General features: G+C 60.8%; 19 protein-coding genes, 1 tRNA gene and 2 pseudogenes. 14 read left to right on the forward strand and 8 right to left on the reverse strand.

Annotated elements, in window-relative coordinates; genetic code table 11:
* Positions 1 to 138: 138 nt before the first annotated feature.
* The 4 genes from parE to AC3WQA_RS16985 form a co-directional block, all read right to left on the reverse strand.
* The gene (gene parE / locus AC3WQA_RS16970) at positions 139 to 2,028 is read right to left on the reverse strand and encodes a DNA topoisomerase IV subunit B (RefSeq protein ID WP_492676207.1); all 1,890 of its coding nucleotides are present in this window, start codon (positions 2,026 to 2,028) and stop codon (positions 139 to 141) included.
* Positions 2,029 to 2,191: 163 nt separating this feature from the next.
* On the reverse strand, positions 2,192 to 3,454 hold the full coding sequence (locus AC3WQA_RS16975; RefSeq protein ID WP_492676208.1) for a DUF4785 domain-containing protein: 1,263 nt from the start codon (positions 3,452 to 3,454) through the stop codon (positions 2,192 to 2,194).
* Between the two features lie 5 nt (positions 3,455 to 3,459).
* Positions 3,460 to 4,317 carry a hypothetical protein gene (locus AC3WQA_RS16980; protein WP_492676209.1) on the reverse strand — a complete coding sequence of 286 codons (858 nt, stop codon included), beginning with the start codon at positions 4,315 to 4,317 and terminating at the stop codon, positions 3,460 to 3,462.
* Between the two features lie 422 nt (positions 4,318 to 4,739).
* Entirely contained in the window at positions 4,740 to 5,399 is a 660-nt protein-coding gene (locus AC3WQA_RS16985; RefSeq protein ID WP_492676210.1) for a 2'-5' RNA ligase family protein, read from the reverse strand.
* 152 nt (positions 5,400 to 5,551) lie between these two features.
* Here AC3WQA_RS16985 and AC3WQA_RS16990 point away from each other — a divergent pair, with 152 nt between their 5' ends.
* Entirely contained in the window at positions 5,552 to 5,965 is a 414-nt protein-coding gene (locus tag AC3WQA_RS16990; RefSeq protein WP_492676211.1) for an OsmC family protein, read from the forward strand.
* A gap of 39 nt (positions 5,966 to 6,004) precedes the next feature.
* Here AC3WQA_RS16990 and ubiM read toward each other — a convergent pair whose 3' ends face one another.
* Entirely contained in the window at positions 6,005 to 7,228 is a 1,224-nt protein-coding gene (gene ubiM, locus AC3WQA_RS16995; RefSeq protein WP_492676212.1) for a 5-demethoxyubiquinol-8 5-hydroxylase UbiM, read from the reverse strand.
* A 150-nt stretch (positions 7,229 to 7,378) separates the two neighbouring features.
* Between ubiM and AC3WQA_RS17000 the strand changes: the two genes are divergently transcribed.
* From AC3WQA_RS17000 to AC3WQA_RS17030, 7 genes and pseudogenes are all read left to right on the forward strand, one after another.
* Positions 7,379 to 8,539, forward strand: a complete 1,161-nt coding sequence (locus tag AC3WQA_RS17000) for an SPOR domain-containing protein (RefSeq protein WP_492676213.1) — start codon at positions 7,379 to 7,381, stop codon at positions 8,537 to 8,539.
* Positions 8,540 to 8,564: 25 nt separating this feature from the next.
* Positions 8,565 to 9,254 (forward strand): CvpA family protein, encoded by a 690-nt coding sequence (locus AC3WQA_RS17005; RefSeq protein ID WP_492676214.1) that lies wholly within the window; start codon positions 8,565 to 8,567, stop codon positions 9,252 to 9,254.
* Between the two features lie 13 nt (positions 9,255 to 9,267).
* The gene (purF, locus tag AC3WQA_RS17010) at positions 9,268 to 10,743 is read left to right on the forward strand and encodes an amidophosphoribosyltransferase (protein ID WP_492676215.1); all 1,476 of its coding nucleotides are present in this window, start codon (positions 9,268 to 9,270) and stop codon (positions 10,741 to 10,743) included.
* Between the two features lie 23 nt (positions 10,744 to 10,766).
* Positions 10,767 to 11,093: pseudogene (locus tag AC3WQA_RS17015) on the forward strand (DUF455 family protein); the annotation flags it as partial.
* A 54-nt stretch (positions 11,094 to 11,147) separates the two neighbouring features.
* Positions 11,148 to 12,047, forward strand: coding sequence for a recombinase family protein (locus AC3WQA_RS17020; protein WP_492676216.1), 900 nt, complete (start codon positions 11,148 to 11,150; stop codon positions 12,045 to 12,047).
* Positions 12,048 to 12,101: 54 nt separating this feature from the next.
* Positions 12,102 to 13,064, forward strand: coding sequence for an IS1595 family transposase (locus AC3WQA_RS17025; RefSeq protein ID WP_492673425.1), 963 nt, complete (start codon positions 12,102 to 12,104; stop codon positions 13,062 to 13,064).
* A gap of 192 nt (positions 13,065 to 13,256) precedes the next feature.
* A complete protein-coding gene (locus AC3WQA_RS17030; protein WP_492676217.1) occupies positions 13,257 to 13,898 on the forward strand; it encodes a hypothetical protein in 642 nt (213 codons plus the stop codon).
* 136 nt (positions 13,899 to 14,034) lie between these two features.
* Here the strand turns inward: AC3WQA_RS17030 and AC3WQA_RS17035 are convergent, their stop codons facing one another.
* Positions 14,035 to 14,469 carry a hypothetical protein gene (locus AC3WQA_RS17035; protein WP_492676218.1) on the reverse strand — a complete coding sequence of 145 codons (435 nt, stop codon included), beginning with the start codon at positions 14,467 to 14,469 and terminating at the stop codon, positions 14,035 to 14,037.
* A 287-nt stretch (positions 14,470 to 14,756) separates the two neighbouring features.
* On the opposite strand from AC3WQA_RS17035, the gene AC3WQA_RS17040 reads away from it, so the two are divergent.
* The 6 genes and pseudogenes from AC3WQA_RS17040 to AC3WQA_RS17065 form a co-directional block, all read left to right on the forward strand.
* Entirely contained in the window at positions 14,757 to 15,299 is a 543-nt protein-coding gene (locus tag AC3WQA_RS17040) for a hypothetical protein (protein WP_492676219.1), read from the forward strand.
* Positions 15,299 to 18,136 (forward strand): MobF family relaxase, encoded by a 2,838-nt coding sequence (gene mobF, locus AC3WQA_RS17045; RefSeq protein ID WP_492676220.1) that lies wholly within the window; start codon positions 15,299 to 15,301, stop codon positions 18,134 to 18,136. Before AC3WQA_RS17040 ends, mobF begins: the two co-directional genes overlap by 1 nt.
* Positions 18,137 to 18,508: 372 nt before the next feature.
* A complete protein-coding gene (locus AC3WQA_RS17050) occupies positions 18,509 to 19,189 on the forward strand; it encodes a hypothetical protein (RefSeq protein ID WP_492676221.1) in 681 nt (226 codons plus the stop codon).
* An 82-nt stretch (positions 19,190 to 19,271) separates the two neighbouring features.
* A complete protein-coding gene (locus AC3WQA_RS17055; protein ID WP_492673425.1) occupies positions 19,272 to 20,234 on the forward strand; it encodes an IS1595 family transposase in 963 nt (320 codons plus the stop codon).
* Positions 20,189 to 20,875 carry a hypothetical protein gene (locus tag AC3WQA_RS17060; RefSeq protein ID WP_492676222.1) on the forward strand — a complete coding sequence of 229 codons (687 nt, stop codon included), beginning with the start codon at positions 20,189 to 20,191 and terminating at the stop codon, positions 20,873 to 20,875. Before AC3WQA_RS17055 ends, AC3WQA_RS17060 begins: the two co-directional genes overlap by 46 nt.
* Positions 20,876 to 21,029: 154 nt before the next feature.
* Positions 21,030 to 21,575, forward strand: a pseudogene (locus AC3WQA_RS17065) (ferritin-like domain-containing protein); the annotation flags it as partial.
* A gap of 48 nt (positions 21,576 to 21,623) precedes the next feature.
* On the opposite strand, the gene AC3WQA_RS17070 reads toward AC3WQA_RS17065, so the two are convergent.
* A tRNA-Pro gene (locus AC3WQA_RS17070) sits at positions 21,624 to 21,700 on the reverse strand.
* A gap of 173 nt (positions 21,701 to 21,873) precedes the next feature.
* Complete coding sequence (locus AC3WQA_RS17075; protein WP_492676223.1) at positions 21,874 to 24,165, reverse strand: heavy metal translocating P-type ATPase; 2,292 nt, start codon at positions 24,163 to 24,165, stop codon at positions 21,874 to 21,876.
* Positions 24,166 to 24,397: the final 232 nt, after the last annotated feature.

The following is a 24,397-nucleotide window of genomic DNA, read 5'->3' on the forward strand; positions in this document are numbered from 1 at the left end:
AAGTGCTTTCCTGCACTTTCTCGACTCGCCGCGTCCGGCACATGTCCGGACGCGGCTCCGCCGATCAAGCAGTTGCGTGCTTGCCCGGCGTGCGATCCATCCATGGGTCGCGCCAGCAGGCTGTTTCTCAACAGTCTGCTACACCTCCAGCGTGGCCAGGTCGCCCTTTTCCTCCAGCCAGGCCTTGCGGTCGCCGGCGCGTTTCTTGGCCAGCAGCAGATCCATCAGCCTGGCGGTGCCGTCGTCGCCGTCCACGGTGAGCTGCACCAGACGGCGGGTGTCGGGGTGGATGGTGGATTCGCGCAGCTGCGGCGGGTTCATCTCGCCCAGGCCCTTGAAGCGGGTGACGGCGACCGCGCCGCGCATCTTCTCGCGCTCGATCTTCTGCAGCATGGCCTGCTTCTCGGCCTCGTCCAGGCAGTAGAACACCTGCTTGCCCACGTCCACGCGGAACAGCGGCGGCATCGCCACGAACACGTGGCCTTCGCTGACCAGGTGCGGGAAATGCTTGAGGAACAGCGCGCTGAGCAGGGTGGCGATGTGCAGGCCGTCGGAATCCGCGTCGGCGAGGATGATGACCTTGCCGTAGCGCAGGCCGGTGAGGTCGTCGCGACCGGGGTCGCAACCGATGGCGATGGCGAGGTTGTGCACTTCCTCGGAGGCGAGCACCGAGGTGGATTCCACTTCCCAGGTGTTGAGGATCTTGCCGCGCAGCGGCAGGATCGCCTGGAACTCCTTGTCGCGCGCCTGCTTGGCGCTGCCGCCGGCGGAGTCGCCTTCCACCAGGAAGAGTTCCGTGCGGGTGAGGTCGGTGGAGGTGCAGTCGGCGAGCTTGCCGGGCAGAGCCGGGCCTTGCACGATTTTCTTGCGCACCACCTGCTTGGACGCCTTGAGTCGCGCGCTGGCGCGCTCGATGGCGAGCTGGGCGATGCGCTCGCCGGTGTCCACGTTCTGGTTCAGCCACAGGCTGAAGGCGTCGTGGATCACGCCTTCCACCAGGCCGGCGGCGTGCCGCGAGGACAGCCGCTCCTTGGTCTGGCCGGCGAACTGCGGATCCTGCAGCTTGGCACTGAGCACGAAGGCGAGCCGCTCCCAGATGTCTTCCGGTGCCAGCTTCACGCCGCGCGGCAGCAGGTTGCGGATGTCGCAGAACTCGCGGATCGCGTTGGTGAGGCCCGAGCGCAGGCCGTTCACATGCGTGCCGCCCTGCGCGGTGGGGATCAGGTTGACGTAGCTCTCCTGCACCAGCTCGCCTTCCGGCAGCCAGGCCAGCGCCACGTCCATGCCCTCGGTGTCGCGCGCCACGTGATGCACGAAGAGTTCGGCGGGCAGGATTTCGCCGCCGTCCAGCTCGCCGCGCAGATAGTCGCGCAGGCCGTCCTCGTAGAACCATTCGCAGACTTCGCCGCTGGCCGCGTCGGTGAGCTTCACTGCAAGGCCCGCGCACAGCACGGCCTTCGCGCGCAGCAGGTGCTTGAGCTTGGGCAGCGAGATCTTCGGCGAGTCGAAATACTTGGCCTCCGGCCAGAAGCGCACCGTGGTGCCGGTCTTCTTCTTCGCCACCGTGCCGATGATCTCCAACTCGCTGACGCGGTCGCCGTGCTCGAAGGCCATGCGGTATTCGTTGCCGTCGCGGCGGATGGTGACTTCCACGCGGTCGGACAGCGCGTTCACCACCGACACGCCCACACCGTGCAGGCCGCCGGAGAAGTTGTAGTTCTTGCCGCTGAACTTGCCGCCCGCGTGCAGGCGGGTGAGGATCAGCTCCACGCCCGGGATGCCTTCCTCCGGGTGGATGTCCACCGGCATGCCGCGGCCGTCGTCGCTCACCTCGACCGAGCCGTCGGTGTGCACGGTGACCTCGATGCTTTTCGCGTAGCCGGCCAGCGCCTCGTCCACCGAGTTGTCGATCACCTCCTGCGCCATGTGGTTGGGGCGGCTGGTGTCGGTGTACATGCCGGGGCGGCGTTTGACCGGGTCCAGGCCGGAGAGGACTTCGATGTCGGCGGCGTTGTAGCGACTGCTCATGCGTGGGGATTCTGGCGAAACAAACCGGCAGGATGCGGTGGGCGCCGGGCGCGGTCAAGCGCGCGGGCTGGTTGGCGATGATAAAAAGCCCGCCGCCATGTGGGCGGCGGGCTGTCGTTCGCCGGAGTTGAGAAAGTGCGGAAGCGTACTTCCGCACATCCTGCTACGGCGCGATGAAGCGCAGGGCCACGGCACGGCGTTCCAACTGGCCCAGCGCCGGCTGGTCGTCCAGCCGCAGGTCGCGCAGCTCGTAGGGCGCGTCTACGCCTTTCAGGCTGGCCGGGGCGTAGTGCAGGGTGAGGCTACCGCTGCCTGTGGACAGCCATGCCGCCGACTGCGCATAGGCCGCCGGCACCAGCTTGCCGCTGGCGTCGCGGCCGTACAGCACGGCGGAGGCGGCATAGCGGCTGGCCTGCCGCGTGGCCACGCCCAGCGTGATGTCGATGCCGGCATCGCCGGCGCGCCGCACGCTGGCCAGCCCGGAATAACGGGCGTCGGGTACGGCGGCGGCGAACACAGTGGTGGTGTCGCGGCGGATTTCCCCACCGGCGGCATCGTGGCTGCTGGTGTAACTGTGCACCTCCCACAGGCCGGGCGTGGCCGGGATGTCCTGCGGGGTGATCGTCACCGCGTAACTGCCGTCGGTCTGCCGCTGGTAGTGCAGCGGCGTGCTGCGGCCATCGGGCGCGCGCAGGCTGCCGCCGACGCTCGACAGCGGCAGCGCACGGCCGCTGTCGTCCAGTGCCACGTGCACCGTGAGGCGCTGGCCCTGCAGCAGGCTGGCGCGGTCGGCACGGGCCGTGGCCACGAACGGGCTGGCGGGTTCGTAGACGTGCACCACGTAGCGGCCGCGCGCGGTCGGTACGCGCAAGGTGGCGGGGCCGGCGCCCAAGGCGGGTTTGAGTTGCAGCACCAGCGAGGCGGCCGGCGCGGCCATGCCGGCGGCACGCAGTTGCGTGGTGTCGGCCACGGCGAGGCTGGCGTGGCCGGCGTCCAGCGTCTGCCGGCCCAGTTGCAGGTGCACGTCGGCCGGGTTCAGCGTGCCCAGCGTGGCGCTGCCGGGGCTCAGCCGGATCACCGCGCCTGGCGCGGTGAGCGGCAGGACGAGGCCTTGTTGCAGCTCGCTGGCGGAGGCATCGCGCCAGTATTCGCGGCTGGGGCGCGCATAGGGTTCGGCGCGGGGCTGGATGGCGGCGTCGTGCGGCAGCGGCCAGTTCACGCTGACCGGCGCGTGTTCCACCGGCATGGGTGGCGGTGCGGCCAGGGTGCCGACGACGGCGGGCGCTGGTGCGGCGCTGCGCGCCGTCAGCGTGGCGGGAATTTCATCGCCCTGGCGTGGCGGCAGCAGCGTGAGCTGGCTGGCGGCGAAGGTGGGCGCGGCGAGGAGGGCGGCGGCGAGGGCGCCGGCGAGCAGGCGTGGTTGCATGGTGGTCACCCCCGGATGTCGTTGGCAAGGATGGACGGCAGGCCGAAGCAGGCGCGCCGGCTCTGGTTGTGGTTCAGCACGTGGCCACCGGTTTTCTGGGTGTCGCGGAACCACACCGAACCCGCCGCGGAGGCGCTGGTGCAGTCGATGAAGCCGTCCGAGCAACTGCTCAGCCAGTTCTGGGTGATCTCCAGGCCCACGCTTTGCGCATAGCCGCCGCAATAGGCGTCGCTGTTCCACGGCGCGGAGACCACGTCGGTGCCCACCACGTCGCGGAACGGCACCGGCAGCGCCGGCCGACCCGCCGTGCCCAGCAGGTATTGCTGGTTGTACACCGCCATCCAGCCGGTCTGCTGCTGGCGCACGGCGTCGTTCTGGAAGCCGAGCAGCCAGCCCAGCGCGGACTCGAACACGTTGCCGGCCATCACTGCGTCGGCCAGCGGCGTGCCCGCGCTGGAGGGCGCGATGGCATCCACCTTCACCACGTGGCTGATGATGTTGGGGTAGCGCGCGTCCCAGGTGGGGTTGGAGAGGATCCAGCGCATCACGTTGCCGCCGTCGGAGTGGGTAATCACGATCAGCCGGTCGATGTGCTGGTTCTGGATGAAGCTGGTGAGCTGGGTGGCGAGGCAACCGGCGGCGCGGCTGTCCCACATGTACTGGGTGAAATCGCAGTTCACCACCACCAGGTTGGCAGGATCGCTGAGGCCGGCGCGCACCCCTTCGACCGTGGCGGGTTGCCAGTAATCGTCGTAGGCGTCGGTCTGGCTGCCGGTGCCATGCACCAGCGCCACTCCCGTGGTGGCGGCTTGCGCGCTGGCGCAGGCCAGGGTCAGGGACAACAACAAGCTCTTGTATCGCACGTGGCTTCCTCCCCTTCAAAGGCGGCGATGGCCGCCGGTGGAGTCGAACCGGATGCATGAGACAGGCGCGTCTTGCCACCTGACTTGCTGCAGGCAGATCGACTACGGTGGGCCATGCCCGAGGGCATGGCGGATGCACCGGCGGCCCCCTGAACCGTGCGGTACGGTACGGAATCTAGCATTCCCGTACGTATGCGTCTTGCGGCGAACGCACAATCGCCCCGGCGCCGGTTTCAGGCGGGCGCGGGGCGGCTGGCCGCGGCCGTTCCAGGCATGGCGACAGGCGGCAAATCCAGATGGGGAGTCGGATGGCCGGCTACCGATGGCGACCGCGACACGGGCTCCGCGCATCGGTCGCCCGCGTGCCGGGTGGGCGAGTGATCTCCCGCGGCCGCGTTGCCGGGCCGTTTCCCGGTTGCCGTCTAGAACTCCTCGTCCTCGTCGGGCATCGGGAAGTCCGGCAGATTGGCCAGCTCGTCTTCGAGGGTGAGCGGTACCGCGACGGGGGCGGGTTCCAGTGGCCAGGTGGCGGCTACTTCGTGGCGCATCTGGCCGAAGAAACGGCGGATCAGGGCGAATTCGCGCACCTGCCATGTGATGTCGCTGGACGGGCCCTCGGCAGCGTCGGCCAATGAGCCGCGCAGAAGGGGGAGGTGGGGCAGGAAGCTGGTCATGCCGCCCAGCACCAGGCCGGCATCCACCTGCGCCCTGGCAATGGTCAGGCGCAGGTCGAGCACGGCGGCCGCGCTGGCGCCGTCGGCCGTGAGCACGTAGGGGTGGCGGCCGTCGACCGGGCTGAGTCGCATCACCGAGTCCAGCGTGAGACTGAAGGCATGCATGCGCACGGCGGCGCCGGCGGCGAGCAAGGTGGGCTCCATCGGCTGGTAGGGGTTTTCCAGTCGGCCGATGGGACAGAGCTCCATGTGCATGTCGTCGGGGGCGGTCAGCACGCCATCGAGGCGGTGTGCCCTGCACAAGCGCTGGGCGATCAGGCTCAGCTCCTGGCGCGTGGTCTGATCCGGCAGCAGGGCGAAGAAGTAGCCGATGCCGGGGGCGATGCCGGTGGGGTGTGTGGTGGTCATGACACTCTCCGTGGCGATGGCGGCCGTGCTCGGGCCGTGGCTGGCGCCCGATCTGGCTAGCGTGGCGCGTGGTGGGCGACGAGGCAAGTGCCGGCCGACGCCGCTTGGGCGCATGATGGCCGCCCGTGGGACACGATCCGGAGGAGAACCCGATGAGCCTTGCCACCGTGCGCGCCGTGACCGGCGATGTGCCTTATGCCGTGGATTTCACCGATGACCAGGGCCATGTCTGGCGCGGCGACGAACCGCCCGCCGAGGGCGGCGCCAACAGTGGCCCGGCGCCGCACCGTCTGCTGCTTTCCGCGCTGGGCGCCTGCACCGCCATCACCCTGCAGATGTATGCCGCGCGCAAGGATTGGCCGCTCACGCGGGTGACGGTGGAGTTGGCCTTCAACCCCGATGGCGTGCCTGCTGCCGGCAACGACATCCGCCGGGTGATCTCGCTGGAAGGCGCGCTGGACGCCGAGCAGCGCGAGCGCTTGCTGCAGATCGCCAACAAGTGCCCGATCCACCGGGTGCTTACCGGTGAGGTGCGGGTTGCCTCCCGGCTCGCGGAATCCGCGTGATGCTCCAGGGCCAGCGCGGATTCCGCGCCGCCGCAGGATTCACGTGGCACCGCGTGGTCGCGGCAAGCGCAGCGGTCTGGGTATGCCGCCGTGTTCGGCGGCGAGGCCGGCCATCACCATGCGGCGGAAAGGGGTGAATCTCGCGCCGGCGCCCAGCGCGAGTTTGCGCAGCACGCGGGCGGGGCGGCGGTCGTCGGTGTAGAGCCTGGCCAGCGCGTTGGTGGCCACGTAGAGCGGGCGGGTGGCCAGGCGGTGGGCGCGTGCGTAGCGGCCGAGCAGGGCGGCATTGGCGATGGACAGGCCGGCGGCGTGCGCGGCGCGCAGTTCCCGCGCGAGCGTGTGCTGGCCGAGCAGGCCAAAGTTGAAGCCGTGCGCGGTGACCGGGTGCATGCCCACGGCGGCGTCGCCGAGCAGGGCGAAGCGTTCGGCCACGAACTGCTTGGCATAGGTGGCCACCAGCGGATAGCTGCAGCGGGGGCCGGCCACACTCATCGCGCCGAAGCGGTGGCGGAAGCGCGCGGCCAAGGTGGCGCCCAGCGTGGCGTCGTCCAGCGCCAGGAGTTCGCGCATCTCCGGCGGGGCCAGCGTGACCACCACGGAGGAGGTGTGCGCATCGTGCAGCGGCAGCAGGGCCAGGGTCTGGCCAATGTCGAACCATTCCCACGCGGTGGCCTCGTGCGGCGCTTCGTGGTGCATGCGCAGCACCAGCATGGTCTTGCCGAAATCCAGCAGGTCGGCACCGATGCCCATGGCGCGCCGGGTGTCGGAGAAGCGGCTGTCGGCGGCCAGCAGCAACTGTGCGGTGAGCGTTTCGCCGCCTTCCAGCGCGACCTCGGCGCCGTCCGCTCCGGTGCGTACCGACCGCACGCGACGGCCGGCGAAGAGCCGCACCTGCGGCGTGGCCATGGCGCGGGCAAAGGCGGCGCGGCGGATCGCGTGGTTGGACACCAGCCAGCCCAGTTGCGCGCGACCGGTTTCGGCGTGGTGGAACAACAGGCCACGCTGGTCGTCGCCATCGACCACCCGGGCGTCGCGCAAGGTGCCGATCTCCGCGGGGTGCAGTTCGTTCCACAGGCCAAGCTGTTGCATCAGGCGCTGCGAATGGTGGGTGATGGCGATTTCGCGGCCATCGTCAGTGGGCGCGGCCAACGCGGCCTCGTCCTGACGATCCACCAGCACCACGCGCAGGCCGCTGCCGGCAAGTGAGCGGGTCAGGCACAGGCCGGCCGGGCCGGCACCGATCACCACGATATCGAAGGACATGTCGTACTCCCGGAGCATGATGCGGGAGCTTGGGTGCGGCGCGTGGGGCCGGCGTTGACCGCGGTCAGGAAAACGCGCGAAGCGGCGCGTGGCACACGCAAGGTATAATGGGCAGATCGCGGGCCACCAGAGCCGCCTCGGAGCGGAATCTTGAAAACTCGTCTGCTGGGCGCCTTCGTCCTGATAGCCCTGTTGGTCATCTTCGTGCCGATGTTTTTCCCCGGCAGCCCGCCGCCGGCCACGGGCGGCGAGCAGTCGGTAAGCCTGGCGATACCGCCGGCGCAGGACGGCAACCTGCAGACCCGCACCCTGAGCCTCAGCCCCGGTGCCCCGGCCGCTGCCGCGGCCGGTAGTGTGGCGGCACCGGCAGCGCCGACGACCGCCGCGCCCGCTGCCGCAAGCCCCCCAAGCCCCCCGCCAGTCGCCGGCAACCAGCTCACCACCGTGGATATCGCCTCGCATCGCCCCACCGACGTGGGTACCGATGCCGCCGCGCCCAACAAGGCCGCGCAGGCCGCGCCGACGATGGGCTCGGGCGCCTCGCCCTCGCAGCCGGTGATTCCACTGCAAGGCACCCTGGGCACGCCGGTGGCCAAGGCTCCCGAGGCCAAGGCTCCCGTGGCCAAGACTGCGCCGACACCCGCGCCCGTACCCGCTCCGGTCAAGCCGGCGACGGCTCCTGCCGCCGTGCCCGCGCCTGCCGTGGCTGCCGTGCCCGCCGCCGGTTCGCACGTGATCTACGTGCTCAACCTCAGCGCCTACGCCAACGCCGGCAGCGTGGATCATCTCGTGCGCCGCGTGCGCGGCTTCGGCTATCCGGTGTTGACCCGCATGATTACCCAGGCCGGCAAGCAGCTCACCTTGGTCACCGCTGGCCCGTTCGATTCGCGCACCGCCGCCGAGGCGGCGCGGCTGAAGATCACCCAGGCCATTCCCGATGTGCCGGCCAAGCTGGTGGAGGGTCTGGGGCATGCCGATTCCGCCATCGCTGCCACGCCGGTCAAACCGGCGGCGACGCATGCGGCCACGACCCCAGCCCCAGCCACGGCGCGGGCGCCGGTTGCCGCGCCGCACGCGGGCGGCTTCGCGGTGCAGTTGGCCGCGCTGGGCAGCGAGGCCGACGCCAGTGCGCTGCGCGACAAGCTGCGCGCGGCGGGTTTCGATGGTTTCGTGGATACGGTGAGCGTGGGCGGCAAGACGCTATGGCGCGTGCGCGCCGGCCCGCATACCCAGCACGCCGACGCCGAGCGTGTGCGCGACCAGATCAAGGCGAAGCTGGGTATCGCCGGCAACGTGGTCACCGTCCCCTGAGCGATCCCTCGACACGAGCCCGGGCATGAACTGGATCGATTACACGATACTCGCCGTACTGGGCCTGTCTGTGCTGGTGGGCTTGTGGCGTGGCCTGGTCTCCGAGGTGCTGGCGCTGGTGATCTGGGTGGCGGCGTTCTGGGTGGCTTGGCTGCTGGGCCCGACGCTCGCCGCGCGGCTGACCGTCATCACCTTGCCGGCGCTGCGCGTGGCGGCGGCTTATGCCGGCTGTTTCGTGCTGGTGCTGGTGCTGGGCGCGATCCTGCGCTACGTGGTGCGCCGCCTGTTGGAAGGCTCCGGCCTGTCGGGCACCGATCGCCTGCTCGGCATGCTGTTCGGCTTCGTGCGCGGCGCGCTGCTGGTGTGCGTGCTGGTGTTTCTGGGCCAGTTCACCGGGCTCACCCGCGAACCCTTGTGGCGGCAATCCGCGCTGCTGCCGCCGTTCCAGAGCGCCACGATCTGGCTGGGTCAGCAGGTGCCGCCGGAACTGCGCAGCCACTTCCAGCCGGCAGCGGCGGCCGAGGCGCTGCGCAGCCAGCTGAACCCGGTTGCGGTTTCCGACGCGGTACGCCGGCAACTCGACTCGCCGGCGGTGACGAGCGCCCTGCATGGGGCGTTGAACACGACGGCGGCACTGCCTGCCGCGCTGCGCAAGCCGCTGCCTGGCGTGGCGCCCGCGCCGGCAGCCACGGTTTCCCCTACGAATCACCCATAGCAGGTCATCCATCATGTGCGGAATCATCGGCATCGTCGGCACCACCGAGGTGGCCTCGGCGCTTTACGACGGACTCACGGTGCAGCAGCACCGCGGCCAGGACGCCGCCGGCATCGCCACGGTGGATGGCGCGCGCCTGCGCCTGCACAAGGGCAACGGCCTGGTGCGCGATGTGTTCGACCACAAGGCGATGGGCGGCCTGCGCGGGCGCATCGGCATCGGCCACTGCCGCTATCCCACGGCGGGGTCGGAAGGCGTCGAGGAGGCGCAGCCGTTCTACGTCAACTCGCCCTACGGCATCGCTTTCGCGCACAACGGCAACCTGGTGAACACCGAGGCGCTGCGCAAGGAGATGTTCGAGGACGACCGCCGCCACATCAACACCGGCTCCGACTCCGAGGTGCTGCTGAACGTGCTCGCGCACGAGCTGCAGATCCAGGAGCGCATGGCACTCACGCCGGATCACATCTTCAAGGCGGTGGCTGCGGTGCATGCGCGCGCCAAGGGCGGCTATGCCTGTCTCGCACTGCTGCTGGGCTACGGCCTGCTCGCCTTCCGCGACCCCAACGGCATTCGCCCGCTGGTGTTGGGTGAGCGCGTCACGGCCGAGGGACGCGAGTACGCGGTGGCCTCCGAGTCGGTGGCGCTGGACGTGCTGGGCTTCAAGCGCCTGCGCGACATCGAACCGGGCGAGGCGGTGTTCATCACCGACGACGGCCAGCTTTTCGCGCGCCACTGCGCCGAGGCCGCGGTGCATGCGCCGTGCATCTTCGAGTACGTGTACCTGGCGCGCCCCGATTCGATGATCGAGAACGTCTCGGTGTACAAGGCGCGCCTGCGCATGGGCCAGAAGCTGGCCGAGAAGATCCTGCGCGAGCGGCCCGACCACGGCATCGACGCGGTGATCCCGATTCCCGACACCGCGCGCACCGCGGCCAGCGCGCTGGCCGAGGCGCTGGGCGTGCCGTTCCGCGAGGGCTTCGTCAAGAATCGCTACGTGGGCCGCACCTTCATCATGCCGGGGCAGGGCGACCGCGTGAAATCGGTGCGCCGCAAGTTGAACGCCATCGACCTGGAATTCCGCAAGAAGAACGTGCTGCTGGTGGACGACTCCATCGTGCGCGGCACCACCTCGAAACAGATCATCCAGATGGCGCGCGACGCCGGTGCGAAGAACGTCTTCTTCGCCTCCGCCGCGCCGCCGGTGCGCTATCCCAACGTGTACGGCATCGATATGCCCTCGGCCAGCGAGCTGGTGGCCGCCGGCAAGACCGAGGCCGAGATCCAGCAGATGCTGGGCGCCGACTGGCTGATCTACCAGGATCTGAAAGACCTGATCTGGGCGGTGCAGGACGGCAACGAAGCGCTCACACAATTCGACGCCTCCTGCTTCAACGGCGAGTACGTCACCGGGCTGGATCGGCAATACCTCGAACAGATCGAACTGCTGCGCTCGGACGACGCGAAGGCCGCGCGGCGCGGCGCGTGAGCAGCGATCTTTCCCGCTCCCCTTTGGAGAGCGGGCAGGGTGAGGGGACGGGGCTTGCGGGAACCTTTGCCGCCAACCTCCACACCGCCGCCAAGGCCTGCCTCGACGCCAGCGATCCGACCGACAAGCTGCGCCTCACCCAGGCCGCCTGGGCCGCTGTGCAATCGGGCACATTGCGCCCCGACGCATCCGCGCCGCCGCCCGAACCCATCGCGGCCCCCGGTCGCCCCGCGAAGCCGCAGCTGGTCAGCGCCCGCCAGGTGCCGCAACGCGGCCTCGGCACGCCCGCAGGTCGCGCCGCGCTGGTGCACGCGGTGGCGCACATCGAGTTCAACGCGATCAAGCTAGCCCCGCCGATTTGTATGGTGTAAATTCCAGCTAGGCGAACAGGCAGGAATTGAGCAATGGCAAGGGCTTACGCATACATTCGATGGTCAACAGCGGTCCAGGGCGAGGGCGATAGCCTTACACGCCAGACCGCAGGGCTTGACGACTTCAAGACCAGCTACCCAGCCGTCGAGGTGGTGCGGAACTATGTTGACGAAGGAGTAAGCAGCTTTTCAGGCAAGAACCGTATCAACGGCGAGCTGGCCACCATGCTCCAAGACGTCGCCAAAGGCCAAATAAAGCCCGGAGACTACATTGTTTGCGAGAGCATCGACAGACTTACCCGAGAGGGTTGGGAAGTTGCTACCGACCTAATAAGAGGCTTGTTGAAGAAGGGCATAAACCTTTACACCACTTTCGACAAAAGGCTTTATGTAAATAGTCGGTTAGAAGATTTCCTCATGATTGGCCTTATCGCAGAGCGCGCCAAAAATGAAAGTGAAACAAAGTCAATCCGCATAAAAGAGGCTTGGAAAAGAAGGACAGCTAATACCGAAAAAACCCTATTCCAGAACATAGCGCCTTTTGGTCTAACCGTCGTGGATGGTAAGTACCAAATCAACCAAAAAGAAAAAGAAGAGGTTGAAGAATTGCTGGAGGTCATCGCATCCAGCGGAGTTAATAAGGCCGTTGCCATTGTCAATCGCTATTCAACTTACAAGTGGAACAAATCAAAGGTTCACGCCCTATTGTCCAAAAAGTGGGTATTGGGGATCCATTCCAGAACAGCAAATATCTATACAGAAGTAATTGAAAAAGGCGAGGTCATAGCAAAAAGAAGGAGGCAAAAGATAGTTGAAACCATCGAGGGATTTTATCCCCAAGTGGTGAAAGAGGAGTTATTCAATCGTGCGGTTACTTCAATGGAGGCAAGAAGTTTCCTGATTAGCGACTTTGCTCAGCTGTTCGTCGCGTGATTTGAGACGCGGCGAGCGCAACCTCGGTGCCATGTTCGAAGCGGGAGAACGATCATGGCGATGAACCAAGTGCAGTTCCAGGCGGGATTGTCGATGGCGCAGTTCATCCAACGCTACGGTACCGAGGCCAAGTGCTATCGAGCGCTGTATCGCGCCCGCTGGCCGCACGGTTTCCGGTGCCCCCATTGCGACAAGCGGCCGCGCTCGCGCTTCCGTCGCGATGGGCGGGTGTACTACCAGTGCCGCGCCTGCCGCCACCAGACAACGCTGACCAGCGGCACGCTGTTCGGTGCCAGCCACCTGCCGTTGACGACGTGGTTCCTGGCCATGCACCTGCTGACAGGCAGCAAGACCAACATGTCGGCGCTTGAGCTCAAGCGCCATCTCGGCGTCAGCTACGACACGGCGTGGAAGCTCAAGCACAAGGTCATGCAGGCGATGACCGACCGCGAGGCGCCGCGCCAGTTGGACGGGTTTGTCCAGATCGACGATGCGTACCTTGGTGGCGAGCGCAACGGCGGCAAGCCGGGGCGCGGTTCGGAGAACAAGCAGGCCTTTGTGGTGGCCGTTTCGACCGACGCCGAGCTGGAGCACCCGACGTTTGCCGTCATCGAGCCGGTGCGCAGCTTCGACAATGCGTCGATGAACGACTGGCGCACGCGGCGACTGGCGCCGGGCGCCGAGGTGTTTAGCGACGGCCTGGGTTGCTTCCGCCGCTTGGCCGAGGGCGACCACGCGCACACGGTGCTGGTGACCGGTGGTGGCCGTGCCAGCACCGAGGTGAAGGGCGCGCGCTGGGTCAACGTGCTGATGGGCAACGTCAAACGCGCCATCAGTGGCTGCTACCACGCACTTCGCCAAGCCAAATACGCCCGCCGCTACTTGGCCGAAGCCGCCTACCGCTTCAACCGCCGTTTTCGTCTCGCGGACATGTTGCCGCGACTGGCGCGAGCCATGACCCTCTGCAACCCTTGGCCAGAGCCGCATTTGCGTGCTGTCGACAATTTTCATGGCTGAGCGAAGTCGCTAATCAGGAGAAGTTTTCAAAAGGGAGGAGGGCGGAGATCGTCTAACTTCAGCAACATTTTTGCCAAGATGATTTTTTGCCAGACTTGCCACTCACCGCTCTTTTACCAACAATCCAAAAATCCAAACCAAACAAAGAACCAATTTTTCAGAATCTACCATTGCCCAATCTGCATTTGGCAAATGCCATTTGATGTGGCTTTTTATGAGTTCATTTACTTTGTCATGCTTTCGGGGATTGGTGCCAGCCGTGAGGTTACAGAGAGCCATAAGGGAGGCGTAGGAGGCAAGCTGACGGGTATCCTTGCCGATGGTAAGGAAAGGCAAGACGACGACTTGGAGAAGCTCGAGGAGGCTTACTATAAAGCCGTGAGGGATGAGAGGGCAGTATCTTTACAAATGGAAGAATTAGACATCTTCCCAATTCCAAAAATCTTGATTGAGAAAGTCAAGCAAGTTACAAAGCAACTGGAGGAGGCAAAGAAAGCTTTTGAAGGAGCCAAAGCCAAAGAGGTTCAGGAAGAAGAAATAACGCTTGACGACTTGGTGGAAAAAATGGAAACAGAAAAAGGAAGGCTTGAACTAAACGCCATCCTTCAAAGTCTAGGGATCAGTCTATTTTTCCACTTCAACAAAGAGGACGGTTCAGGCTACATCACTATTTACAAAGCCCAAGAAAAAATATGGTATCGGGAATATCAGTACCCAAAGACTAACCGAGGAACCCGAGCCAAAGACATGGTGGGAAAGTTTGGGTTTAACATCATTGAAGTGATTGAAGGTCGAGGCAAAGAAAAAGCTCCACCGCTGGGCAGAGCTTCTTAAGAGCTTTTAAGGGAAGGCTTCGCCAATTGGCCTACGGCTCAACTACTCAAAATGGTTAACCAGCTTTTGCTTTTCCAATGTGCGAAGCACCGTTAATAGCCCCCCTTGGGGGGCCGCCGTAGGCGAGGGGGTCAACTTATTTGCCAACCTTATTTTTGTCATCCATGTATTTTTTGTAATCAGGATTAGGTTCTTTGAGGTTATCCAATTCCTCTTTGGACATTCCAGCAAAGACGGGATCAATCGGTTTACCGCGAACCACAGGATAGACCTTACCTTTGAACTTTCTAATAGTCATAGGAGGAGCATCGGGATCGGACGGCTTTGAGGTTTTTGTGGTTTTGGCTTTTGTCGCCTTGCCAGACTTCACCCTGAAGATAAAGGAAAAGTCAGTCGGGGAGAAGTCAATACCTTGATCAACATAATCCTCAAACTTTGTACGAATTACCTTAACAGCTTCATTCCTCAGTTCTTCTCGTGCCTTTTCTTCACGAGTAGCCAAGATGTTCAAAGCGTCCTTTATTTCTTGAGCGCTCAAACTACCAAGCAACTTTTCCAAATCAACGGCCATCACTTTCTCCCTTTCCTTCGGTAAAGTTTGAGGCTAACAAAAAGGTCAAGGTTCCGCAAGGAGCCTTTTTTTATACCTACGGTTTTACCCATAGGCAGAGCGCAGCTTAAAAGTACATAAATTAGACAATGGCACATGCCTAAAAAAGAGCAAAAGCAAGAGCAAAAGCTAAGTTTCTAAAAACACAACTCGCACCTTTCGGTCAAAGCAAACTAAAAAAATTAAAATCAAAAAAATACCGTACCATATGCGCATCGAATAAAAACAAAAACCAAGAGGCAAAGCATATGGAAAATCCAGATAGAGAAATAGCAAAGCATACCGAAAATCTATTCGAAGAAATAGCAAGGGGTACAGAAAAAGCAGTTCAAGCAGTAAACAAGGAAGAGGCTGAAGCAAAGAAGGAAGCAAAGAAAAAGACTTTTAGAACATGGGTTGAGGTGAGCTACCGCGACATGACAACGATCAAGCGAAAGCTAAATCTACCCAGTAGAGCTACGGCAAACGACAAGAAAAAGAACAGCCAAATATTGGCAGACTACATCAAAAAGACTTTAACCGATGAAATGGAAACGGTTGAGGAGAGGGTAGGAGATAGTATTGATCGGTTCATAGAAAAGCTTCTCAAGACCTTTGAAATTACCGTGAAACTCGATGGAAAAGAAAAGATGGCGCATGAGTGGGTCGGTATGTCCATCAAAAGAACCAAAGAAGCAGTGGAAGAAAAGAAGAAAGCTGACGAACAGATAGAGATTTTGACAAGAGCAAATCAACAGCTTCAGGCCAAACTTGAAGCAATCAAAGTAAAGGAGAAGAAGGGTGAGCAGTAATGTTAAGAGCAAAAGACATAAAAGGAAAACACTATAAGGAATACATCCTCGGTGAAGTTTTAGGAGAGGATAAAGATAAGACCGTTGACTATTACACCAAAAACGACGGTAACAGTCCTTTCAGTAATTCATATAGATTTATCGGTGGAGGTTGTGAAGAGTTCGGCTATGAAGGAAGTTTTGAGGATAAGAAAGACATTTTCAAAAAGTTTTTTGATGGAAAGGATCCACGAACCAAACCACCGAACCAAAAATATTTAGTCCAAAATTGGAAGAATAAGAACAGGCGGGTGGGGACGGACCTGACCTTTTCAGCGCCAAAGAGCGTAACAGTAGCTCTAGCTTGGGCAGAAACACACGACCAGAAAGAGCTAGCAAAAGCCATCATTGAAGCTCATCGAGCCGCAGTGAGCCATGCTTTCAAGGAAATGGAAAAGAACGCCGTATGCCGAGGAGGTAAAGGAGGAAAGAAGAAGTTTGGGGATGTAAAGATGTTTGGCTTCGAGATAGATCATGATGATACAAGGCCAGTTAAAGCGATAAATCCGGAGACCGGACTTGAAGAAATACACATCGATCCTCAGCTACACACCCACCTCATAGCCCTAAATTATGGCTTATGCGCCGATGGTAAGACCCGAGCTTTGGACGCTTTGAGCCTTTCCCAGCAGTATTCAGCAGCCGGTGCTATCTACCGAGCCAAGCTTGCTGAAGAACTACAAAAAGCGGGCTTGACCATTTCCAATGAAAGAGAGATGGATGAGGTTTACAACCAAGAAACCAAAAAAACCAACTTCAAGCTCAATGGCGTAAGCCAGAAAGCTGAAGAGCTTTTCTCAAAAAGGGGAAAGTCAATTGATGAATATATGGAAGAGCACGGATTGCCAGCCAATCGGTTGAATGAGGCAGTAAGAGCAACACGGCTGGAGAAAGACGGTCAGCCCTACGAACAAATCCGCGAAGATTGGAAAACTCAAATAGATACAAAGCTGGGTAAAGAAGATATTGACTTAAAAGCTGACTTGAAAAGTACAGTGGTAAAGGAAAAATCCATCGAGGAAATAATTGATGATTGCCACAACTTCACAAAAAAGACCAGATTGACAAAGTTTGACATTCTCGAAGTAGTAGCCCAGACGTACACGGGACACCCCGATGCTTTAAAGAAGATTGAGGAAACAACCGAAAAAATCCTATCTAGTGATTTGCTTTGTCGGTTTGCGAAGCTTGACGACCTGGAGAAAGCCTCTTTTTGCTCACTGAAGTTAGCCAAACTTGACAAGGAAATAAGAGACACGGCCAAGGCAAGTCTATTAAAAGAAGATCACAAAATAGAAAAAAATGAAGTGGAGCGCTTGATAGCTGATTTTGAAAAAGAGAAGGGATTTAAACTTTCCGCAGAGCAAGAAAAAGCCTTGAGAAATGGAACCAGTGGCGCACCCATCACCTTACTTAAAGGCAGAGCAGGAAGCGGAAAGACGGCAAGCGCCTGGGCTTTGATTAAGGCTTATGAAGGTAAAGGCTATGAGGTGGTTGGTGTGGCTATTGCTTGGAAAGCGGCTAAAACGCTTGAAAAAGAAACTGAGATGAAGAGTTACAGCGTAGCCAAATTATTGAGCGACCTTGAAAAAGGACAATTCCAACCTACCGCCAAAACTTTAATTTATGTAGATGAAGCTGGCATGCTTGACATTGAAGCCACCAGTAAGCTCCTCAAAATACAAAGGGAGACGGGTTGTCGCATGTTGTTTGCAGGCGATACCGACCAAGTTCAGCCAGTTGGAGCTGGTAACGGTTTACGGATCCTACAAAGTGAAATTAAATCAGACGAACTAAAAGAAATTAGACGTCAGCGCAAAACTAAACATAAAGAGATATCTAACGATTTTTACAGCTTGGAAAAGGCCGAGCAAGGGCAAGCTCTATTCAAGCGCATGGAAGAACAAGACATGATTAAGGAATGTCCTAATGCTTACACCACGGTGGATCGCATAGCCGAAGCTTATGTCAAAGATACAAACACAATGGAAGAGAAGCTGGCGATGGCATCCACCAATGACGGTGTGGTTCTTTTGAACAAAGCCATACAGAAGAAAATGATCGAGGCTGAAATCTTGCCAAAAGACATTTTAGCATCGAGAGGAAAGTATGATTTTAGAGAGGGTGATACCGTTCGGTTTGGTCGCTCAATCAAGTTCAAAGATGAAGGGCAGGAGGTTATCAATGGTAGTTATGGAACCGTCGTAAACGACGATAGCGGACGCTTCAGGGTGAGGCTTGAGAATGGCGAGGTGGTAAGTATCCGCGAGGACACAAAGGCCATAGATTTGGCTTATGCCACAACTATTCACCGAAGTCAGGGCGCTACGGTTAACAATAGTTATTTGTTTACCGATAGCCGTATGAACCGCAATTTAGCGCTAGTAGCTGGAACCCGACATCGAGATAATTTACAGATCTTTGGAGAGGAAAGGTTTTTAGAAGATTTGAAGAACAATCTACACCGACATAGCGATGAGGCTGGAGTTTACAAAGAGTTGAGGGAGGGAGATCGAAAGAGGGTTGATGATTTGCTCAAAGCGCCAAAGCAAAAAGTTAAGCAAGAGAAAGCCATGAACTTCGAGGCTGACTTCTTGGCAGTTGCTACCAAGGAGATGGAGAAGCAACTGGAGGCACACAGAGAGGCATCACAGCCCACGAAGGTGGAAAGGGTAGAGTTAGAAAGGGTGGTGAGGCAGAAGCCCGAGAGATGGAGTAAAGCACCCAGCAAACAGCCCAAGGAGCAAAGGGAGGATATGGAGGAAGAGCAAAAAAAAAGATCGAGATTTAGGATCTAACTTTTGAAATATCGGTTACCATAGGGCTACCGATGTGAATCGGTTTGTATCACTTATAATTGTTACTCTGGAAAAAAGCTGCCGAAAGGCGGCTTTTTTATTGCAAAGTGTTATGCGCATGTTATGCAATTTAAATACACCTTCAACCCTTGCGGTATAAGGGATTGAGGTCAATGTTATGCAAAAAGAGGGGGGGGGGTGGGGGATTTCAAGAATGGCGTAAGATAGCCATTTCTTCAATTTCAAAATAAAAAGTAAATCAATATGGAAAAATGTAATAAATAAAAAAAGTTATGAAAAAATAATTAAAATCATAACTTATCGGTTACCATGTAGGCACCAGAACAACAAAATAATTATAAAGGTACAATTATGAGTAATGTAAAAAGTGGTTATGTAACCAAAAAGACAGCTTCAGGAAAGACTTATCGCGAAGAGCCTACAGGCGGGGTCAATGCTTTTCTAAAAACAAAGGGAGAAGGGAGGCAGGTCGTGAAAGGCTTTATGCGAAGGTCGTCAAACATTGAGCAAGATTGGAGAGGCTTAATTGCGACACCTCCGGGCTCAGTCTTACAAAGATGTATTGATCCTTTCCGCGCCTTCACAGATATACCGTTAGAGCTTCCATTCTTTGGAGTTCTTCACTATGTAACTACCTACTTAAGCAAGAATGGATGCTTTTTATCAAGTGATAAAATAAGAAAAATGAAACCTTTTCTTTGGAATGTCATTTTAGCACCGAGCGGAGCTGGTAAGACTTTATCCCATGATTGGATCGGTGAGATTGCCCCAGTAAAATCTAACATGCCCAATTGCGGAAGTTCAGCGATGTGGTTTGAAGAACTTAAGCGATGTAAAGAGCAGGACGGTTATGCCTCTTGGTTTTGCGATGAATGGGCACAAAAAGTAAAGTTGATTGAAACACCGAACAGCCCAGTCAGCGAAATGAAAGAACACATGCTGAAGTCGTATAACTCAAGGCAGATTGAAAGGGCAACAAAAAAGACAGGAAATGTAATTATTGAAGATCCAACCTTCAACTTTCCTGATTAGCGACTTTGCTCAGCTGTTCGTCGCGTGATTTGAGACGCGGCGAGCGCAACCTCGGTGCCATGTTCGAAGCGGGAGAACGATCATGGCGATGAACCAAGTGCAGTTCCAGGCGGGATTGTCGATGGCGCAGTTCATCCAACGCTACGGTACCGAGGCCAAGTGCTATCGAGCGCTGTATCGCGCCCGCTGGCCGCACGGTTTCCGGTGCCCCCATTGCGACAAGCGGCCGCGCTCGCGCTTCCGTCGCGATGGGCGGGTGTACTACCAGTGCCGCGCCTGCCGCCACCAGACAACGCTGACCAGCGGCACGCTGTTCGGTGCCAGCCACCTGCCGTTGACGACGTGGTTCCTGGCCATGCACCTGCTGACAGGCAGCAAGACCAACATGTCGGCGCTTGAGCTCAAGCGCCATCTCGGCGTCAGCTACGACACGGCGTGGAAGCTCAAGCACAAGGTCATGCAGGCGATGACCGACCGCGAGGCGCCGCGCCAGTTGGACGGGTTTGTCCAGATCGACGATGCGTACCTTGGTGGCGAGCGCAACGGCGGCAAGCCGGGGCGCGGTTCGGAGAACAAGCAGGCCTTTGTGGTGGCCGTTTCGACCGACGCCGAGCTGGAGCACCCGACGTTTGCCGTCATCGAGCCGGTGCGCAGCTTCGACAATGCGTCGATGAACGACTGGCGCACGCGGCGACTGGCGCCGGGCGCCGAGGTGTTTAGCGACGGCCTGGGTTGCTTCCGCCGCTTGGCCGAGGGCGACCACGCGCACACGGTGCTGGTGACCGGTGGTGGCCGCGCCAGCACCGAGGTGAAGGGCGCGCGCTGGGTCAACGTGCTGATGGGCAACGTCAAACGCGCCATCAGTGGCTGCTACCACGCACTTCGCCAAGCCAAATACGCCCGCCGCTACTTGGCCGAAGCCGCCTACCGCTTCAACCGCCGTTTTCGTCTCGCGGACATGTTGCCGCGACTGGCGCGAGCCATGACCCTCTGCAACCCTTGGCCAGAGCCGCATTTGCGTGCTGTCGACAATTTTCATGGCTGAGCGAAGTCGCTAATCAGGTCAACTTTTATGCGGTCAACACCGAAGATAGTTTTATCAATTCAATCAGTGTTGAAAGTATGGCCGATGGCTTTGCCCAGAGGTTTGGTTATGTTTATACATTAGCTGATCCAGATAGACACATAACCGATTATGCTCTATACAATGAAGAAAAGGTTCTTACCGAATTGGGAGGAGCTTTTGATAAGATGTTGACGGTTGACCTGCACCAGAATTACATCATTGTGGATGAAGCGGAACAAGAATATGAAAAGATTTTCAAGGCTTTATTTAAAGAAGATGTTTTACCAAATAGCTTTTATCGCCGAGCCTTGTACAAGACGCTAACCTATGCTTTGCTTTATCATGTTATCAATTTGAAGGTTTCACCTTACATTGATGGAGAAGATATTCAGTGGGCTTCAAGAGTTACCGAGATGCACTTGAACGACACTGGGAAAATCTTCGAAATGAAAGGAATGGGGGAGGCGAAAGCCAGATTACAGCAAGTGAAAAACCAAAAGGATAGATTTGAAAAGGAAAAGGGAAGAGACTTTAAACCGCGAGATTTAATTCAAAGAAATAGCAGGTGGGTAAATAACACCGAAGAAGCAGAGGCGGTTTTAGATTTTCTTGAAGATTGAACCAACCCAGCACCACCAAGAAGCAAGCGCCGAAAGGCGCTTTTCTTGTATCTGGAGAGCGGTTTATCGAGGGGAAAAGAAGGATCTACCGCCAGAGCGTGGAGCGGTTGGCCGTGCCTTCGGCACCAAGCGAAGCCACACCGCATAAATGGGAAGTGCTATCAACCTCGCCTGGGACGCGGTGTACCGCTTCCGCGGCATGCCGGACGCCTACTACCGCGACTGGGCCAGCTGCGCGGCCGACGAGGCTCGCCACTTCGCCCTACTGCAGGCGCGGCTGGCCGAACTGGGTCACGCCTATGGCGACTTCGATGCCCACAACGGCCTGTGGGAAATGGCCGAAAAAACCGTGCACGCCGACATCGCACGCATGGCCCTGGTGCCGCGCGTGCTGGAGGCGCGCGGGCTGGACGTGACGCCCGGCATGATCGAGCGCCTGCGCCACGCCGGCGACGAGCGCACCATCGCCGTGCTGGAAGTGATCCTCGCCGAGGAAGTGGTCCACGTCGCCGCCGGCACGCGCTGGTACCGCTGGTGCTGCGAGCGCGACGGCGTCGATCCCTTCGACACTTTCTTCGACCTGCTGCGCGAGCACATGGGCGTGGCCCTGCGCGGCCCGTTCAACCGTCCGGCGCGACTGGAAGCCGGCTTCATCGAAGCCGAGCTGGATCGGCTGGCGGCGTTGGCCGCGGCGGGTTGAAGCACGGACGCAAAAAAGCCGGCGCAAGGCCGGCTTTCTGTTGAAACTTGGTCGGGGAGACAGGATTTGAACCTGCGACTTCTACGTCCCGAACGTAGCGCTCTACCAGGCTGAGCTACACCCCGCGGGAGCCGCATATCCTAGCGATGGTCGGCGGGCTTGGCAACTGGTTTTCGTGAGTGGGCATGCCGGGCGTCGCCGAACCATGCCCGGCCATGGTGTGCGAAGGGCGCGGTGGCGGACCAGGTCAAACAGGGCGTTGATGAAGGCGGGTGTCCGCCAGCGATCGGCATGGAGCTCAATCGTCGATGACGCTCTGGTAGATCTCCTCCTCCTGCGCGAAGTGCAGCCGCAGGATGGCATCCAGCGCGTGCAGGTGGCGCTGCAGCCGGTGCCGGGTTTCATTGTCGTCGGGTGCGGCGCGCAGGTGCGCGAGGTCAGCGCTGAACAGGCGGTGCAGGCGGAAGATTTCGCGGTGGGTGTGGCTCAGCGTCGCCATCGGATCGTCGCCGCCCAGCAGTTCGGCGATGGCGGGATAGACCTCGCGATCGTCCGTGCTTTCGTGGGGCAGCAGTTGTTCGCGCAAGCCGCGATCGATGGCTTCCAGTTCGAGCAGCCGCTCGCCGGTCGTCATGCCAGACAGGTGTGTGATGGCTGCGCCGAGGCGATTGAGCAACGGGGCGAGCTGCTGGTGTTCGGTGCGCAGATGCTCCGCTTGCCGATGATCCAGCCGATGGCGGACGGCGCGTGGCGGGCGGATGCGCAGGACACGCAATGCATTGAGGATGACCGCCACGTCGATGATTTCCTGCAGCAGGGCGCCGTAAAGCGGCGCCAGCAGACCGAGGCTTGCCAGCAGCATGGCCAGCAGCGAGAGACCCATGCCGGCCAGCGCGCTCTGCATCGCGATGCGGCGTGTCCGGCGGGCGATGTGCATGGCTTCGGCGAGGCGATCCAGGCGATCGACGAGGAGGACGATGTCGGCGGCTTCGGCGGAGGCGGTGGCGCCGCGTGCGCCCATGGCCACGCCGATGGTGGCCGCCGCCAGCGCAGGCGCGTCGTTGATGCCGTCGCCCACCATCACGGTGGTGCCGTCGGCGTGGGCCCGTTCGATCGCGGCCAGCTTGTCCGATGGCGTCTGGCTGGCCAGCACCGCGTCGATGCCGAGCCCGGCGGCGGTGGCTTCGGCCGCGTCGCGGCGATCCCCCGTGAGCATCACGATGCGGCGCAGTCCGGCGCGGCGCAGCAGGCGCAGGGCGCGCGGCGTTTCCGCGCGGATCGGATCGGCGAGCAGCAGGGCGCCCGCGTAGCGGCCATCGAGCGCGATCAGTACCGGTGCGATGCCATCCAGGCTGCCGCGCTCGAGCCGATCCAGTGCCGATGGCGGCACGGTAGTCAGGTTGGCCACGTAGTCGCGCGAGCCGACGGCGAGCGAATGGCCATCCAGCGTGCCGCGCAGGCCGGCGCCGGGGCTTTCGCTCACCGCATCGGGTACGCCGAGCGGGATCTGGCGAGCGCGGGCGGCATCGACCACGGCCTGTGCCATCACGTGATGGGATAGTTGCTCCAGCGAGGCGCTGCTGCGCAGCAGTTCGTCGTCGTCGAGCAGGCCGGCATTGTCGATGCCGACCAGCCGCGCCTGACCGCCGGTCAGCGTGCCGGTCTTGTCGAGGAACAGGGTGTGCGCATTGGCCAAGGCTTCGAGCGCGGCGCCACCCTTGACCAGGATGCCGCGTCGGGCGCAGCGCGAGATGGCCGACACCATGGCCACCGGCACGGCGAGCAGCAGCGGGCACGGGGTGGCCACGACCACCACGGCGAGCGCGCGCAGCGCCGAGCCGCTGAGCAGCCAGGCGAAGCCGGCCACGCCCAGCGACAGCGGCACGAACCAGGCGGCGTAACGGTCGGCAAGCCGGGTGGATGGCGCACTGGCCTGCTGCGCCGCCTCGACCAGTTTCACGATGCCGGCATAGGTGCTGTCGGATGCGCTTGCCGTCGCCACCATCTCGAAGGCGTCGCCGGCGTTCACGCTGCCGCTGCGCAGCGCGCTGCCGCGGTGATGGGTGACTGGCATGGGTTCGCCGGTGAGCGCGGATTCGTCCAGCTCCACGTTGTCCGCGAGTGCGGTGCCGTCGGTGGCGAGGATGTCGCCACGCCGCACCAGCAGGCGATCCGCGACCTGGATCTGTTCCGGCGGCAATTCCACCAGGACTCCATCCCGGTAGCACTGCGCGTGGCGTGGCGCCCGTGCGAGCAGGGCCGTCAGTTCGCGCCCCGCGCGCCGCGCTGCGAAGCCTTCGAGCAGGCGCCCGCTGGCCAGCATCAACGCGATCATCGCGGCGGTGAGCTCCTGCCGCAGCAGCAAGGCTCCACCAATGGATATCAGCGCCAGCACGTCCACCCCGGTTTCCCGGCGACGCAGCGCTGTCACGGCCCCGTGCAGCAGGGTGGCCAGCGCCGGCAGGCAGCCGCCGGCCCACACCCCGGCGGCCAGCCCGCGCGCACCGAGCAGCCAGCAGACCGCACCGGCCAGAAGGCTCGCCGCGCAGACGAGGAAGACCCAGAGATCCGTGCGCCAACGCCAGTTCATTGAGTGTCCCGGGGTGGTTCGTTACGGCGTGATGGTGAACGAAGTCAGGCGTTGCCACAAATGGCCGGAGGAGGCCGCGGGTTTGTGGTTTTTCCCAGGCGCCCGGCCTGGCCACGGATGGCTGGCTGCGGAGTGGCCAGGCAGGAGCCTGGCGCGGAGGTGCCGCTGGAGGATTTCGCCGGGCGCAGCGGTTTTCGCCGGCATCGGGTTCTCGACGGGCGGTGCCCGATGC

Source organism: Rhodanobacter sp. FW106-PBR-R2A-2-24, from assembly GCF_058789615.1.